We start from the raw sequence: 16,232 nt of genomic DNA on the forward strand, positions 1-16,232 counted from the left end.
CGTTCGTCAGGCTTCGGCGCGTTCTTCACGCTGCTTGTCGGCGTACACGCGCTCCTTGAACGGGGCCATGCCGATACGGGCGAACGTGTCGATAAAGCGCTCGTCGCCAGCACGGTTGGCCACGAACGTGTCGATGATGCGGGTCACCACATCGGGCATTTCCTCGGCGCTGAACGACGGGCCGATGACCTTGCCGATCGCCGACTCGTTGCCCTGCGCGCCGCCCAACGTGACCTGATACCACTCCGAGCCATCCTTATCGACGCCCAGCACGCCGATGTTGCCGACGTGGTGGTGGCCGCAAGCGTTAATGCAGCCGGAGATGTTCAGCGAGATCTCGCCCAAGTCGTAGACGTAGTCGAGATCGTCGAAGCGCTGCTGGATGCCCAGCGCGATCGGGATGGACTTGGCATTGGCCAGCGAGCAGAAATCGCCGCCCGGGCACGCGATGATGTCGGTCAGCAGGCCGATGTTGGCCGTGGCCAGGCCCACGTTGCGGGCGGCTTCCCACAGCGCGAACAGGTCGCGCTTCTTGACGTCGGGCAGCACCAGGTTCTGCTCGTGCGCGACGCGCAGCTCACCATAGCCGAAGCGGTCGGCGAAGTCTGCCACCGCGTCCATCTGCTCGGCCGTGGCATCGCCCGGAGGCGACGCGGGGCCCGGCTTGGTCGACAGCGTCACGGCGGCGTAGCCGGGCACCTTGTGCGCATGCACGTTGCGGGTGACCCAGCGTGCAAAGGCCTTGCTCTCGAGCAGATGCGTTTCGAACGTCGCGTCGGTATCGGCCAGCTTTTCATAGGCGGGCGGCTGGAAATACTGCGCCACGCGGTCGAATTCGGCCTGCGTCAGCGTGCCCGGGCCGTCCTTGCTGTGCTGCCACTCTTCCTCGACTTCGGCGGCGAACTTCTCTGCGCCGATGGCCTTCACCAGGATCTTGATGCGCGCCTTGTACTTGTTGTCGCGGCGACCGTAGCGGTTGTACACGCGGATGGCCGATTCGACGTAGGTCAGCATGTGCTGCCACGGCAGGTCTTCCTTGATGACCGTGCCGAGGATCGGGGTGCGGCCCAGGCCGCCGCCGGCCAGGATGCGCAGGCGCGTTTCGCCCTGCGCGTTCCGGTAGGCATAGATGCCGATGTCGTGCATCTGCACCACGGCGCGGTCATCCTTCGATGCCGAGATCGCGATCTTGAACTTGCGCGGCAGGAACGCGAATTCCGGCTGGAACGTGCTCCACTGGCGCAGCAGTTCGGCCAGCACGCGCGGATCGACGCTTTCATCGGGCGCCACGCCGGCAAACTGGTCGGTGGTGATATTGCGCACGCAGTTGCCGGAAGTCTGGATGCCGTGCATTTCCACGCTGGCCAGATCGGCCAGCACGTCGGGCACGCGCTCCAGTTCCATCCAGTTGTACTGGATATTCTGGCGCGTCGAGAAGTGGCCGTAGCCGCGGTCGTATTCGCGCGCGATATGGGCCAGCATCCGCATCTGCTTCGAGGCCAGCAGGCCATACGGAATCGCCACGCGCAGCATGTAGGCGTGACGCTGCATGTACAGGCCGTTCTGCAGGCGCAGCGGCAGGAATTCTTCCTCGGTCAGCTCGTCGGACAGGCGGCGGCGCACCTGGTCGCGGAATTGCGCGACGCGCTCGTTGACGATTCGTTGGTCGTATTGATCGTACTGATACATGGCGTGGGTCCGTTCAGTATTCGGTAATGTTGAGAAGGCGGGTCAGGGATGAGCCGTCAGCACGGCAGGGCCGTATGACGACACGACATGGCGACACGTTCATCCATGGCCGACCTCACGAAACGAGCTTGATGGCGACGAGCGTCAGCGTCGTCGCCAGCGCCGCGCGCAGCAGCCGTTCGGGCAGCGCCCGCGACAGTTGCGCGCCGAGCCAGATGCCGGGGATCGAACCCACCAGCAGCGCCAGCAGCAAATTCCAGTCAACGGTGCCGAGCCACACGTGGCCCAGCCCGGCCACCGCCGTGAGGGGCACGGCGTAGGCGATATCGGTGCCGGCCACTTCGGCCGGCTTCATATGGGGATACAGCAGCAGGATCAGCGTCGCGCCGACGGCGCCCGCGCCAATCGACGACACCGTCACCAGCACGCCGATCACGGCGCCAACGATCACGGTGGCCGCCACCTGCGCGCGGCCTTCGAGCTGGTAGCGCGGATTGCGCGCCAGCCAGGCCAGCATCTGCTTGCGGAACAGCAACGACACCACCGTCAGCAGCACCGACACGCCGATCGTCAGGCGGATCGCGTGCAGCCAGCGCGCATCGAGCTCGCCGGCGCTCTTGAGCACCAGGATCGCGGCCAGCGCGGCAGGCAGGCTGCCCAGGCACAGGCGGCGCACCACCTGCCATTGCACATGGCCGTGCGCGCGGTGCGCGAGCGTGCCAAATCCCTTCGTAATCGACGCAAACGCCAGATCGGTGCCCACGGCGGTGGCCGGAGAAAAACCGAACAGCAGCGTCAGCAACGGCGTCATGAGCGAACCCCCGCCCACGCCGGTCAGACCGACCAGGAGGCCTACCAGCAGACCGGAAACGGTATAGGCAAGGGACATGCGGGGGCTTTTCTCGACTGCGCCTGGCGCCGCTGCGAGCCCGGCCTCACCTTTTCAGGCCGGGCGCGGACGCAATACGGGCAGGCGAACGTTTAACAAAGTTCGAGAATCGTAATAAACTCGCCTCATATCTCAAACTAATAAGAAGTTGTTTGTTTATACGGCCCAAGTTATATGAATCTTCACCAGTTCCGCTTCGTGCGTGAGGCCGTCAGGCAAAACTTCAACCTGACAGAAGCCGCCAAAGCGCTTTATACGTCACAACCCGGTGTCTCAAAAGCCATCATCGAGCTGGAAGAAGAGCTGGGTGTCGATATCTTCACACGGCATGGCAAACGGATCCGCAGCCTGACCGAGCCGGGTCGTCGCATCCTGACATCGGTCGAGAAGATCCTGCAGGAGGTGGAAAGCCTGAAGCGCGTGGGCAAGGACTACGCGGCGCAGGACCAGGGCAATTTCACGATTGCGACCACCCACACGCAGGCGCGCTACGCGTTGCCGCGCGTGATCGCCGAGTTCACCAAGCGTTACCCGAAGGTGCGTTTGTCGATTCAGCAGGGCAACCCGTCGCAGATTGCCGACATGATTCTCCACGACCAGGCGGACCTCGGCATCGCCACCGAGGGCATCTCCGGCGACAAGGCGCTGGTGTCGTTGCCCGGTTACCAATGGCAGCATATGGTGATTACCCCACCCGATCATCCGCTGCTGGAAAAGAAACACCTGACGCTGGAAGACCTGGCGACCTTCCCGTTGATTACCTACGACGTGAATTTCGCCGGCCGGCCCAAGATCGACAAGGCCTTTGAGCTGCGCCAGCTGCAGCCCGACATCGTGCTCGAAGCGATCGACGCCGACGTGATCAAGACCTACGTCGAGATTGGCCTGGGCATCGGCATCGTGGCCGGACTCGCCTATGATCCCGAGCGCGACCGCAACCTGCGCGGCATTCCTGCCGGACACCTGTTCGGCACCAATGTCACGCACCTCGCCGTGAAGCAGGGCGCGTATCTGCGCAGCTTTGTCTACACATTTATCGAATTGTTCTCGCCGACGTTGAACCGCAAGCTTGTGGAACAGGCCATGTCGGGCGACCACGAGGCCTACGAGCTGTAAGCGGCAGGCTTCCATCACTCCGGCGCCTTGGGGCGGCCCGACCGTTGCCGACGACGCGGTCGGCGCGCCCCGCCGGAGCCACATCGCTTCATCCTCCTCGCGCGCCTGGCGCGTCAGGATTCCCCTTCTATATAGATACCCGTGACTGATTCCCTCCCGACAATCGAATGGACCGAGGACGGCGCCGAGCGCAGCGCGCTGTGGCGCTCCGAAGCCGGACTGCCGCCGCCGAAGCGCGTCGTGATTGCCGACGACCAGACCCCGGCCGATACCGCGTACCGGCTGGCCAGCGAAGGCACCGCCCTGCTCTGGCGCGGCGATTTCCAGAATGCGCGGCAACTGCTGCAGGCCATGGCGCGACGCGTCGACCGCAAGCCGCAGCGCAAATCGCGCAACGCCGACAAGGCGCCCGCCAGCCTCACCGAAGCGTTTCACAAGCATCGTCTGGCGCAATCGCAGCGTGCACGCACGCTGGGCATGCTGCTGTTGCCGTTCGAGGCCGGCCACGTGGTGCCGCTGCGCCGCGCACCGGACGTACGCGAGGCGTGCGAGCAGGTCTACGGTCCATCCAGCCAGCCCTATGTGGCGTCGATGCGCGAGCTGCTGGGCTTGATCGGCGCATACGAATGGCGTCGCAAGGGCGTGGAGATTCCGATCCTCGGCGAACGGATTCACCCGTGGTACGGCGTGTTCTCGCCGGTGCGCGGCGAATATCTCGAACTTGTGGCACGCGAAATGCTGCCATCGACCGCGCTGGCGTTCGATATCGGCACCGGCACCGGCATCCTGGCCGCGCTGCTTGCCGAGCGGGGTGTCGAGCGCGTGATCGGCACCGATCAGGATGCGCGAGCGCTCGGTTGCGCGCGCGAGAACATCGCCCGCCTGGGGCTCGACGACCGCGTCGAGATCATCGAGGCCGACTTGTTCCCGCAAGGCCGCGCGCCGCTCATCGTCTGCAATCCGCCGTGGGTGCCGGCGCGTCCGGCGTCGCCCATCGAACACGCCGTATTCGATCCGGACAGCCGCATGCTGCGCGGTTTTCTCGACGGTCTGGCCGCGCATCTCGAGCCGCGCGGCCAGGGCTGGCTGATCCTGTCCGATTTCGCCGAACATCTCGGCCTGCGCACGCGCGACCAACTGCTTGGCTGGATCGATGCAGCCGGGTTGAAGGTGCTGGGCCGTTCCGATGTGCGTCCGCACCATCCCAAAGCCAACGACGCCGAGGATCCGCTGTTCGCCGCACGCAAGGCGGAAGTCACCTCGTTGTGGCGCCTCGCCGCAAAGTAACGCACCGTGCGTGGCGCCGGAGCGCCAACGTTATCTGACAAGGGAAGCATTCATGACCACCGTAGCATTTATCGGCCTGGGCGCGATGGGCGCGCCGATGGTGGGCCATCTGATTCGCGCAGGACACACCGTGCGCGCTTTCGTGCGTCGCCCCGAGGCCGCCGAAGCCGCGCGTGCGCTGGGCGCGCAACCGTTTTTCAGTCCGGCCGAGGCCGCTCGCGGTGCGGCAGTAGTGTTCACCAACGTCACATCGTCCGAGGACGTGCGCGACGTGCTGCTCGGCCAGGGCGGCGTCATCGAGGGCGCGGCGCCCGGCACCATCTGCATCGATCACAGCACGATTTCGCCGATCGTCACGCGCGAGATTGCGCAGGCGCTGGCTGCCAAAGGCATGGAAGCACTGGATTGCCCGGTGTCGGGCGGCACGGTGGGCGCGCAGGCGGCCACGCTGACCATCATGGTGGGTGGACGCGCCGAGGCGCTGGAGAAAGTGCGGCCGCTGCTGGAATGCCTGGGCAAGACCATCACCCATATCGGCGGCAACGGCGCAGGCCAGGTCGCCAAGCTGTGCAATCAGATTGCCCAGGTGGTGAACATTGAGGGCATCGCCGAAGCCATGCGCTTTGCCAATGCACAGGGCGTGGATACCGGCAAGGTCTTCCAGGCCATGTCGACGGGCATGGCGGGCAGCCGCATGCTCGACATGCTTGGCCCGAAGATGGTGTCGCGCGATTTTTCCGCCGGCATCGAATCGCGCCTGCATGCCAAGGATTTCGGTCTTGCCGCCGACATCGCCAATCAAATCGACCTCGATCTGCCCGCCATGCGCGCCACGTCGGCACAACTGGGCGAACTGATGGAACAAGGCTGGGGCAAGGACGATACGTCGTCGCTGCTGCGCATGCTGGAACTGAAGGATTCGAAGCACTGAGGCTCGAATCGTAGAGGGATGCGAATTCCTAAGGACGCCAGGCGCTGAAGATTTCGGCGCCTGCAAGACTGCAATCGCGATAAGACCGATGCCTTCTGGTGTGGCGACGTGCCGCCACACCTCGCCACACTTTCCCCCTCCGCTGTATCTCCCTCCCCTTAATTCCCCCACCTGAACCAGCGATATTGCAATAACCGCAATATCGCTAATTCGTGACGCATTAAATTTGAGGCGTTTGCGATATTGCTGATATCAGCAAATTATTTACGGGAATAACTCCAATCATTGCTCGACCTTGGAATTCCCGCCTTTATACAATTAAATCAGTCCACGCGTCGGCTCCCGAACACTTCGGCCACATGCCTTCGGCCACCGGCGATGCGCGCCGCCAGCTGAAGACCAGCACCCGGCTAGAAAAATTCCAACGCGATGGCAGTCAAATCCGATTGACCCGAGGCAGGCGATTTCTTGTCCGCCATTGCAAAAGCATCATCGACGAAATGGAAGTCTTGCGACAAAACACAGGGCTGGAAAACGACGCGGTCGAGCGTGAGTTGCGCATCGCCGTCAACAACATCATCGCGCAAGATGCCTTGGTGGCGCTGGTGTTGGAATTCGAGAAGCAATTCCCGACCACGGAACTGAGCATCCTGCGCGAGGTGTACAACGGCTGCTGGGACGCGCGGTACGGCGATCGTGCCGACTTGGTCATCGGCGTGCCTCACGGGGTGCCGCATTCGGACGCATTGATCAGCGAATCGCTGGGCGAGATCGCTTGGGACTTCGTGATCGCGCCCGACCATCCGCTGGCGCAACAGAAACAACCGCTACGTTCAAGCGACCTGCGCAAGTATCCGGCGGTCTACGTCCGCGACACATCGCTGGCCTTCAGCCCGCAGCACGCGTGGCTGCTTAATACACAAAAGCCGCTGTTCGTGCCTGGCTTCGGCGTGGCCATTGCGCTGATCGAAGCAGGCGCCGGCATCGGCTACGTGCCGCGACACATGGCACAAGCCGCGATCGCGCAAGGCCGCCTGGTGGCCCGCGCCGTCGAGGAACAGAAGCATGCCACGCACCTGTTCCTGGTCTATCGCCCGGAGAAGAAGGGCCGCGTGCGGCAATGGTGCGTGGATTACGTGACGCAACCGGAAGTCCGCCGCCGACTTTGCGGCGAACCGTCGCGGTAAATTGTTCGTAGTGAATCGTTTGCGGCGAACGGTCGTGGAAAGATTCGGGAGCGCACCGGCAACGCGGGGCGGGTGACGCGGCAGGTTGCGTCAGGCCCCGGCAATCATTCCCAGCAACGCCCGCGACAACGGGCTGTCATCCCGCATCAGATCATCCATCACGTTGAAGTGATGGCGTCCCTTCAGGCGGAAATTCTCGCGCGCATTGTGCGGCCACGCCGCCCGGATCAGCGCATGCTGGCGATGATATTCGCTCGATTCCAGTTCCCCCACGGCAGTGATCAGCGGGGCGCGCGTGGCGGGCGTCATGAAGGCGGGCGATAGGCGCGCCACATCGGCCGGCGTCAATTGCAGATCCACCTGCAGAAAGTCGGCCAGGCGCAGCGGTTCCAGATCGTACAGGCCGCTGATAGTGAGGCCGCCCTTGATCAAATCCGGCGGCAGGTCCTTGCCCCATTGCGGCCATCGGGCGGCCATCAGCATCGTCACCAGATGGCCGCCGACCGAATGCCCTGCGAGGAAAATACGACGACGATCGTGTCCCAGCCGCTCGCTGTCGCGGTACAGCCATGCGACGGCCTGCAGCGTCTGACGCACGATGGTTTCTACGGTCACGGCCGGACACAGCGCATAGTTGATCACCGCCACTGACACGCCACGGCGGGTCGGCACATGCGCGACAAAGCTGTGATCGCGCTTGTCCAGCGCGCGGTAGTAGCCGCCGTGCAGGAACACCAGCAATGGCGGCAATGCGTCGTCATCGACCGAGGCGGCCGGGAAATAATCGAGCGTTTCCGTCGCAGCCAGCGGCGAGTCCGGATCGCCATAGGCGAGATTCTCGAAATATGTCACTGCGCTGGCGCGCATCAACGCCGAATCGGCAGCCCAACGCGCCATGTGGACAGCATTGTCCGGAACGTTCGCGCGATTGTTGTAAGCCTGCGCATAGAAGGCCGGATCCTGCGAGGGCAAGGCGGCCAGCGCGGCAACGCTGTTGGCAGGCGTGGCATCGAGGGTCGGCTCGGCGGACATGGCTCGGCTCCATTGGGATCGCGGCGGCGACGCGTGTCGCAGTTGCGCGCTATCCTACCGCAAGCGCTGTCCTTCTACCGTCAACCGCTGTTCGCCCGGAACCTTATGGTCGTCAAACGCCGATTGCGCGCCGGCCAGGATGATCAACTCGGCCCACCGCCGATCGCCGACGCGCCCGCCCAGGCCAACCGCTGCCCGTTGTGCGGCCGTCCGCTGCTGGACGACGCCAGCACCGATCTGCATCATCCGGTGCCGCGCAGCCGCGGCGGCCGTGAAGTGGTACCGATGCACCGCGTCTGCCATCAGAAAATCCATTCGGTCTTTTCCGAAGCTGAGCTGGCCATCACGTATCACGACTGGACCGCGCTGCGTGCGCACCCGGTCATGGCCGACTTCATCCGCTGGATCGCACGCAAGCCGCCCGGCTTCTACGACCGTAGCCGCACCGTCAAGACGCGGAGGTAACTCACCCGGGACACCGCAGAGCACACGCCCGGCGGCGCGCCGGCCAGTTGTCCGCAGTGCGGATTTGCGGCATAATCCGCGTTTCATCGCAGCGCGTTGCCCGTTCCGGAACATCGCGACACCCATGCCCGGGTGGTGAAACAGGTAGACGCAGGGGACTCAAAATCCCCCGCCGCAAGGCGTGTCGGTTCGAGTCCGACCCCGGGCACCATCCGCTTTTCCTCGCTTTTCCTCGCTTTTCCGCCCTCCCCGCTTTATCCGTTTTACCCTTCGCCCCCTTTCGCTTTTCCCCGTCCGCTTTCTGCTTCGGCTTGGCTGCGCGCCACGCAGTTATTTCCCCCGATTCGCACCCCGCTGCTCCCCGCTCCTGCTGTTTCCCTATCCGCTGTTGACGGTCCGTTCACGCATGTGCCGGCGTTACCTTGCCGCGCGCTGGCTTTTGCCATGCAAGCGTTGACGGCTGGCGCGCCGGCTGACTAGACGTGGGCCCGATAGCGCGTCAGCGCAACGCCGGCCGAGGTGAGTGCAGTTCCCAATTCATCGGGATGCAGCAGCGGTTCGGCTTCGATGCGCCGCCATGGCTCCGCGCGGCCCGGATGGACCGAGACTTCGGTCAAGCCATCCGGCAGCGCGTCCGGCAGGCGCTGCGCCCACGTTTCGTCGCCGCCGTCGACGGCGCAGTAATAGTCGGTACGCATCAAGCCCCAGAAAGGGATGGCGAAGACATTGTTGATGATGCGTCGCGGGGCGTTTGGCCGAAGGAAGACGTTTTGCGGACGACGCACCCACGTGATGCCGGCGCGGCGCATTTCCTGGCGTAACGAATAGATGATCGAGGGAAATTTGTGCAGGTGGCCGTGGCTGTCCACATGTGTAACTTCCACATGGTTGTCCCGCAACTCTTCGAGCTGCAGGCGAAATTCGCGCCGGATTTCGGTATTGGCCAGCAAACCGGCCATGGCCGCGTAGCGCTGCGCGTCGCTTTCCCGGAACGCGCCTGGCTCGTCGCACAACGAGGTGTCCTTGCCAGCAAGCGGCTCGAATCCGTCGACGATATTGAAATGCAGACCGAAGGAAAAACGCTTGCGATTCTGCCGGGCGTAGTCGTAGGCCTGCTTCGACGCCTCGCAGCCCACCATGATCGTTGCACTGGTCAGTAACCCGGCCTCGAAGCAATCTATCGTCGTGGCACAGGTTTCGTAATCGAGACCAAAGTCGTCGGCATTGATGATCAGACTGCGCATGGCTGAATCTCCGCTTCCCCTGTTTTTTGGTTTGAGCAACGCCGCGAGGGCTTTTTGCCGCCGCGATGCTGACTGAGTCGCCGAACTGACAGGAAATGGAGCTTAAATCACACTAGATGACCATGGCCGCGCTGATCGCAGGCCATCCCCGTTCCCGTGCAACGACGTTATTGTTTTTTTTACAATACATTCACAACGCTTTAGCCCGTATCGTGCCTGCACCCACGCTTTGCTTATGTGCGCTGTCGCGCGTTGTACGACAGTCCGGTGCTGGCAGCGCACATGCCGTGACATTTGAAGCGGTTCGCCAATTTTGACAATGCGACCACATCTGCTTTTTCCTCAGATTACGCACAGCTGACAGTTTGAAACGCCTCGCAGCACGCTCGATTTGAGCGTTTGCGCACATAGCGGGCTCGGGAACGGTTGGGGATCCACATCGGGTGCGATCTGTTTTTTGGTGGCATGCCGCTATTTCGCCGCAGCTACCCACACCGCTCAATAAGACGAATCTGAATTCGCGCAAATGGATGCGCGGCGTCCATGTCAGACGCGCACCGCTGGCAATCGGATTTCGCCTTGCTTATCCTTCCTCGCTGCGGTGTCTCCCGCATGGGGGCTATAGGGCGCCGCGACCATAACACCAAGTCATTACCAGGGAATCGACGATGAAGCGCAAACTCGCTACCGCCGCAGCCATCGGCTGCGCTGCAATGCTTGCTGGCTGCGCCGGCGCCAACATGGATAGCCTGACGCAAGCCGGCGGCAGTCTGTTTTCAGCCGCCACGCTCAGCGACACCAACGTCAAGCAATTGTCCGACCAGTCGTGCGCGGAGATGGACAAGAAAAACACGCTGGCCACCGCCGACAGCACGTATGCGAAGCGCCTGACCAACATCATGAGCGGGCTGAAGAACACCGGGCTGCCGCTCGACGCCAAGGTCTACATGACCAAGGACGTGAACGCATGGGCCATGGCCAATGGCTGCGTGCGTGTCTATAGCGGATTGATGGATCTGATGACCGACGATGAAGTGCGCGGCGTGCTCGGTCACGAAATCGGCCACGTCGCACTGGGCCACACCAAGGCCGCCATGCAGGTGGCTTACACCACGGCAGCGGCGCGCGGACTGCTCGGCTCCACCGGCAACGCCACGCTGACTGCGCTGTCGTCGTCGCAAATCGGTGAACTGGGCGAAACGTTTGTCAACGCGCAGTTTTCGCAGCGCCAGGAAAGCCAGGCCGACGACTACTCGTTTGACCTGCTGACCAAGAACAACGCCAACCGTCAGGCGCTGGTCACGGCGTTCCAGAAATTGGCCAAGCTGGACGGCGGGCAGTCCAGCCTGCTCAGTTCGCACCCGGCCTCGGCGGCACGCGCCCAGCACATCCAGGACCGGCTCAACAGCGGAAAATAAGTTCTGCACTGCGGCGCTCGCGGCCATAGGCAGCGGGCGCCCGTCGATCGCCAGCGCATCACTGTTGCGACGAACAGTCTGCATGCGCGAGGCCTTGTCATTACTCTGTAAAAATACTTCCAGACATAGCAGTTTTCTTGATTGCGTTTAATACGCGATCAAAAGCTTTCAATACGCGCACGCGCACCGCCCACGGATAATGCCTCACGCCTGCGGGTCCCACCGCCTGGCTTGCCGTGATCCAAGGGAGGCCCTCGCCGCGTCATGGAAATCGCTTCCGCCTTGCTTGCCGAACCGCCGCAGATCGCGATGTCGGCATTGGCCATCGGCCACACCGTGAATGCGATATGCGCCGACTCGCTGCGACCAGGCGGCATCGGCGCCACATCGGCAAGCATCGTACGGGTCGACAGAGATCGACCGATCCCGCTCTTCCCGGGCGTGCTGGCCTCGACGCTTTCTGCAGCCATCCAAAGCGTGATCGCGCGCCTCATCACGCGCGTCGTCACCCGCGTTCCGTTTCCCCTGCACACCGTGTTCACAAACGTAATGGCCCGCGCGCTGGGCCCTTCTCCCCATTAGCAAAGCGTTGTACGGCGTGTCCCGGTGTCACAAGCGCCGACGACATGCGTCCCCAAACCTGCGTCACGCATTACAGGAGGTTCCATGGATTGGTTGCATACGATCTTCCAGAAATCGCCGGAGTCAGCGCTGTTTTTGTCGCTGGCCATCGGGTATGCCATCGGCAAGATCACGTTCGGCAAGTTCCAGCTGGGCGGCGTGGCTGGGTCGCTGCTAGCGGCCGTCATCATCAGCCAGGTTGGCGTAGAGATCGACAATGGCGTGAAAGCCGTGATGTTTGCCGTCTTCATCTATGCCGTCGGCTATGAAAGCGGCCCGCAATTCTTCAACTCGCTGAACCGCAACTCGCTGCGCGAAATCGCCATGGCGGTCTTCATGGCCGTCGCGGGGCTCGTCACGGTGGTGGTTCTTGCCAAGATCTTCCAGCTCGACAAGGGCATCGCCGCCGGACTGGCTGCGGGCGGCATGACGCAATCGGCCATCATCGGCACGGCCGGCGACGCCATCACCAAGCTCGGCCTGCCGCCGGATCAGGTGAAGACGCTGCAGGCCAACGTTGCGATCGGCTACGCGGTGACCTACGTATTCGGATCGCTTGGCGCGATCATCGTCTGCGTCAATATCCTGCCGCGTTTCATGGGGTCCGACCTGAAGACGGATGCCAAGAAGGTGGAAGCGGCGATGCACGGCGGCCTGCCGCAGTTCGGGCCCGGTCAGGCCGGCGCATTGCCGCGCCTAGTGGGACGCCTGTTCCGTGTAACGGGCGCTGCGGGCAAGACCATCAAGGACATCGAGGTGGGCGGCGAAGACCTGATCACCGTCGAGAAACTCCAGCGCGGCGGCAAGCCCATGAAGTTTGCGCAGGACACCGTGCTGGAGACTGGCGATCTGGTCTTGCTGGTCGGCCGACGCGACGCGATGGTGCCGACGGCGCTGGTGATCGGCGAAGAAGTTGCCGACGCCGAGGGCATGGGCATGGTGATGCAGACGCGCCGCGCGGTGTTCACGCTGAAGGGCATGAACAATAAGCCGCTGTCCGAGATCATCGCCAACGTCAGTCGCGAGATGCGCCACGGCGTGTACCTGGAGCGCATCGAGCGCTACGACCACGCGCTGCCGATCCTGCCCGATCTCAAGCTGCAGCACGGCGACATCATCACGTTCTACGGCACGCCCGAAGACACCAAGCGTGCCGCGCAGCGCGCCGGCTACGAGCTTACGCCGAGCGAAAAGACCGATTTCGTCTACTTCGGCGCCGGGGTGCTGGTGGGCCTGCTGATCGGCCTGCTGGTGGTGCGCGTGGGCTCGATCCCGCTGACGCTGGGCGCGGGCGGCGGCGCGCTGCTGTCCGGGCTGGTGTTTGGCTGGGCGCGCTCCAAGCATCCGATGTACGGCGCGATGCCCACCGCGGCGTGCCAGTTGCTCAAGGACTTCGGGCTGGCCGCGTTCGTGGCCATCGTCGGCATCAACTCCGGGCTGCAGGCCGTCGACACCTTGCGCCAGAGTGGGCTGACGATCTTCCTGCTGGGCGCGGTGGTCACGCTGCTGCCGCTGTTCCTGACGATGCTGTTTGGCCGCTACGTGCTGCGGTACGACAACGCTGCACTGCTGGCCGGCGCGTTGTCCGGATCGCGCAGCGCCAACCCCGCCTTCGGCGGCATTCTCGACAAGGCCGAGAGCCCGGTGCCGACCGTGCCCTTCGCCATCACCTACGCATTGGCCAACGTGTTGCTGACGCTGCTCGGCCCGCTCGTGGTCGGCCTGGTCTGACGCGCACCGCCAATCGACGCATTCCCAAAAGGAGTTATGCAATGAGCAAACCGGATCTCTCCACGCTGTCCAGCCTTTCGCCGTTCGAACTCAAGGATGAGCTGATCAAGCTGGCCAGCAGCGACGCCAACCGCCTGATGCTGAACGCCGGGCGCGGCAATCCCAATTTCCTGGCCACCGTGCCGCGTCACGGCTTCTGGCAGCTCGGGCTGTTTGCCATGCGCGAGTCGGAACGGTCGTTCCAGTACATGCCCGAGGGCGTCGGCGGCTTTCCGCGCCGCGAGGGCATCGAGGAGCGCTTCGACCTGTTCGCGCGCGAGAATCGCGACGTGCCCGGCGTGAAATTCCTGGCCGGCGCCGTATCGTACGTGCGCGATCAGCTTGGACTGAACGCCGCCGATTTTCTCTATGAAATGTGCGAAGGCATCCTGGCGTGCAACTACCCGGTGCCCGACCGCATGCTCAAGCTGAGCGAAATCATCGTCGGCCAGTACATCCGCAAGGAGATGATCGGCAAGCATCCGTTCATTGGCGAATTCGACCTGTTTGCCGTGGAAGGCGGTACCGCGGCGATGACGTACCTGTTCAACTCGATGCGGGAAAATCATCTGCTCAAGGCCGGCGACAAGATCGCGCTGGGCATGCCGATTTTCACCCCTTATATCGAGATCCCTGAACTCAACGATTACCAGCTGGTGGAACTGTCGATCGATGCCGACCCGGAATCGCGCTGGCAGTATTCGAACAAGGAACTCGACAAGCTGCGCGATCCGGCCGTCAAGGCCTTCTTCCTGGTCAATCCCAGCAACCCGCCGTCGGTACGCATGAGCGACGAGAGCCTGGAATATCTGGCATCGATCGTCAAGGACCGCCCGGACCTGATCATCCTGACCGACGACGTCTACGGCACGTTTGCCGACAACTTCGTCTCGCTGTTCGCGCTCTGCCCGCGCAACACCATTCTGGTTTATTCGTTCTCGAAGTACTTCGGCGCCACGGGCTGGCGGCTTGGCGTCATCGCCACCCATCGCGACAACATCTTCGACGACAAGCTTGCCAAATTGCCGGACGACCAGCGCCAGCAACTGCACAAGCGCTACAACTCGATCACCACCACGCCCGACACGCTGAAGTTCATCGACCGCATCGTGGCCGACAGCCGGACCGTGGCGCTGAACCATACGGCGGGGCTTTCCACGCCCCAACAGGTGCAGATGGTGCTGTTCTCGCTGTTCTCGCTCATGGATACGCCCGACGCCTACAAGCAGGCGATGAAGCGGCTGATCCGCAGCCGCAAGGCGGCGCTGTTCAACGAGATCGGCATCGCGCCGGACAATGTCGACGACCCGAACGTGGTCGATTACTACACGCTGCTCGACATCGAGCAACTGGGCGGCAAGGCGCTTGGTCCGGATTTCGTGAAATGGGTGATGTCCTCGGCCGAACCGGTGGAACTGCTATTCCGCCTGGCCGAGGAAGCCGGCGTGGTACTGCTGCCCGGCCGCGGATTTGGCACGCGCCATCCGTCGGGTCGCGTGTCGCTGGCCAATCTCAATGAATCGGACTACGCAAAAATCGGCAAGTCGATCCGCAAACTGTTCGAGGAATATGTGGAGCGCTACAACGCGGCCACCGGCAACAAGGCCGACAAGAACGTGACCAGGAAATAAGTTGCGTCATCCGAAGACCCGGCCCGCGCGTGGCGGCATCGCGCGCGGCCGGGTTTTTTCTTTTGGCGGGGGCTATCGAAAGCCCGCTCAAAGCGTCAGCGCGCCTCGACGAACGTCAGCACGGTTTCCAGCATCTGGCGGATGGCCGGCTGCACGTTGGCGGCCTTGGCCGGATCGTACGCAAACGGATGGCGTTCTTCCATGTACGACGATTGCGTGAGTTCCAGCTGGATCGCGTGTACGCCTTCGGCCGGATTGCCGTACTGGCGCGTGATATAGCCGCCCTTGAAGCGGCCGTTCAGCACCGCGGTGTGGTTCGGCACGCGCTGGGCGATCGCCACCACATCGCTGGCGAGCCCTGTGTCGCAGCTCTTGCCGTCGGCCGAGCCGAGATTGAAATCGGTCAGCTTGCCTTCGAAGAAGCGCGGCAGCACGGAGCGGATCGAATGGGCGTCCCACAACGCGATGGTGCCGTGTTCCGCGCGCAGGCGCTTGAGTTCGTCCTGCAGCGCGTTGTGGTACGGATGCCAGACCGCGCCGCGGCGCAAGGCGATTTCGGAATCGTCAGGCAGGTTGGCGCCGTCGGCGTAGACCGGCGTCTTGTCGAACGTGTCGATCGGGCACAGACCCGTGGTGTCCTGGCCCGGATAGAGGTTGGCGTTGTCGGGCGGACGATTCAGGTCGATCACATAGCGCGAGTGCGTGGCCATCAGGATCGATGCGCCGAGATCGCGCGCGAAATCGTAGAGGCGATCCATGTGCCAGTCGGTATCGGGCACCGTGCGGGCCTCGGGCGTCAGGCGCTCGGCCAGTTGCGCGGGAAGATACGTGCCGACGTGCGGCATCGACACCAGCAGCGGGCGGGTGCCGCGATGCAGGGTGAAAGCGGGAATATCGGTGGTGAAGGAGGACATCTTGTCTTGGGGCGGCGGTCTGTTAACTGCTATCGAGG

15 protein-coding genes and 1 tRNA gene are annotated in these 16,232 nt (G+C 63.2%); 11 read left to right on the top strand and 5 right to left on the bottom strand.

Annotation, left to right across the window (positions count from 1 at the left end):
* Positions 1-6: 6 nt before the first annotated feature.
* Together AC1RKI_RS05960 and AC1RKI_RS05965 are read right to left on the bottom strand one after the other, a co-directional pair.
* Positions 7-1,689, bottom strand: a complete 1,683-nt coding sequence (locus tag AC1RKI_RS05960; RefSeq protein WP_492794513.1) for a nitrite/sulfite reductase — start codon at positions 1,687-1,689, stop codon at positions 7-9.
* Positions 1,690-1,804: 115 nt separating this feature from the next.
* A complete protein-coding gene (locus AC1RKI_RS05965; RefSeq protein ID WP_492794511.1) occupies positions 1,805-2,578 on the bottom strand; it encodes a sulfite exporter TauE/SafE family protein in 774 nt (257 codons plus the stop codon).
* A 174-nt stretch (positions 2,579-2,752) separates the two neighbouring features.
* Between AC1RKI_RS05965 and AC1RKI_RS05970 the strand changes: the two genes are divergently transcribed.
* The 4 genes from AC1RKI_RS05970 to AC1RKI_RS05985 all read left to right on the top strand — a co-directional run bounded on the left by AC1RKI_RS05970 (position 2,753) and on the right by AC1RKI_RS05985 (position 7,099).
* Positions 2,753-3,694, top strand: a complete 942-nt coding sequence (locus AC1RKI_RS05970) for a CysB family HTH-type transcriptional regulator (RefSeq protein WP_061952789.1) — start codon at positions 2,753-2,755, stop codon at positions 3,692-3,694.
* A 141-nt stretch (positions 3,695-3,835) separates the two neighbouring features.
* Positions 3,836-4,981: a methyltransferase gene (locus AC1RKI_RS05975; RefSeq protein ID WP_150979624.1), complete on the top strand. Its 1,146-nt coding sequence runs from the start codon at positions 3,836-3,838 to the stop codon at positions 4,979-4,981.
* Between the two features lie 52 nt (positions 4,982-5,033).
* Positions 5,034-5,912 carry an NAD(P)-dependent oxidoreductase gene (locus AC1RKI_RS05980; protein ID WP_492794509.1) on the top strand — a complete coding sequence of 293 codons (879 nt, stop codon included), beginning with the start codon at positions 5,034-5,036 and terminating at the stop codon, positions 5,910-5,912.
* 509 nt (positions 5,913-6,421) lie between these two features.
* Positions 6,422-7,099, top strand: coding sequence for a LysR substrate-binding domain-containing protein (locus tag AC1RKI_RS05985; protein ID WP_157779430.1), 678 nt, complete (start codon positions 6,422-6,424; stop codon positions 7,097-7,099).
* Positions 7,100-7,189: 90 nt separating this feature from the next.
* On the opposite strand, the gene AC1RKI_RS05990 is transcribed toward AC1RKI_RS05985, so the two are convergent.
* Positions 7,190-8,131 carry an alpha/beta hydrolase gene (locus AC1RKI_RS05990; protein WP_492794506.1) on the bottom strand — a complete coding sequence of 314 codons (942 nt, stop codon included), beginning with the start codon at positions 8,129-8,131 and terminating at the stop codon, positions 7,190-7,192.
* A gap of 33 nt (positions 8,132-8,164) precedes the next feature.
* Here AC1RKI_RS05990 and AC1RKI_RS05995 point away from each other — a divergent pair, with 33 nt between their 5' ends.
* Together AC1RKI_RS05995 and AC1RKI_RS06000 are read left to right on the top strand one after the other, a co-directional pair.
* Positions 8,165-8,596, top strand: a complete 432-nt coding sequence (locus tag AC1RKI_RS05995) for an HNH endonuclease signature motif containing protein (RefSeq protein ID WP_490715126.1) — start codon at positions 8,165-8,167, stop codon at positions 8,594-8,596.
* A 126-nt stretch (positions 8,597-8,722) separates the two neighbouring features.
* Positions 8,723-8,807, top strand: a tRNA-Leu gene (locus AC1RKI_RS06000).
* Positions 8,808-9,072: 265 nt separating this feature from the next.
* Here AC1RKI_RS06000 and AC1RKI_RS06005 read toward each other — a convergent pair.
* Positions 9,073-9,840, bottom strand: coding sequence for a ChbG/HpnK family deacetylase (locus AC1RKI_RS06005; RefSeq protein ID WP_150979621.1), 768 nt, complete (start codon positions 9,838-9,840; stop codon positions 9,073-9,075).
* Positions 9,841-9,962: 122 nt separating this feature from the next.
* Between AC1RKI_RS06005 and AC1RKI_RS06010 the strand changes: the two genes are divergently transcribed.
* The 5 genes from AC1RKI_RS06010 to AC1RKI_RS06030 all read left to right on the top strand — a co-directional run bounded on the left by AC1RKI_RS06010 (position 9,963) and on the right by AC1RKI_RS06030 (position 15,280).
* On the top strand, positions 9,963-10,157 hold the full coding sequence (locus tag AC1RKI_RS06010; RefSeq protein WP_492794503.1) for a hypothetical protein: 195 nt from the start codon (positions 9,963-9,965) through the stop codon (positions 10,155-10,157).
* A gap of 351 nt (positions 10,158-10,508) precedes the next feature.
* A complete protein-coding gene (loiP, locus tag AC1RKI_RS06015) occupies positions 10,509-11,258 on the top strand; it encodes a metalloprotease LoiP (protein ID WP_061952804.1) in 750 nt (249 codons plus the stop codon).
* Between the two features lie 264 nt (positions 11,259-11,522).
* A complete protein-coding gene (locus AC1RKI_RS06020; RefSeq protein WP_492794501.1) occupies positions 11,523-11,840 on the top strand; it encodes a hypothetical protein in 318 nt (105 codons plus the stop codon).
* Between the two features lie 84 nt (positions 11,841-11,924).
* The gene (gene aspT, locus AC1RKI_RS06025; RefSeq protein ID WP_061952808.1) at positions 11,925-13,610 is read left to right on the top strand and encodes an aspartate-alanine antiporter; all 1,686 of its coding nucleotides are present in this window, start codon (positions 11,925-11,927) and stop codon (positions 13,608-13,610) included.
* A gap of 41 nt (positions 13,611-13,651) precedes the next feature.
* Complete coding sequence (locus AC1RKI_RS06030; protein WP_150979618.1) at positions 13,652-15,280, top strand: bifunctional aspartate transaminase/aspartate 4-decarboxylase; 1,629 nt, start codon at positions 13,652-13,654, stop codon at positions 15,278-15,280.
* 95 nt (positions 15,281-15,375) lie between these two features.
* Here AC1RKI_RS06030 and hutG read toward each other — a convergent pair whose 3' ends face one another.
* Complete coding sequence (gene hutG, locus AC1RKI_RS06035) at positions 15,376-16,194, bottom strand: N-formylglutamate deformylase (RefSeq protein ID WP_061952810.1); 819 nt, start codon at positions 16,192-16,194, stop codon at positions 15,376-15,378.
* Positions 16,195-16,232 lie beyond the last annotated feature (38 nt).

Source organism: Cupriavidus sp. GW822-FHT06G04, from assembly GCF_058799075.1.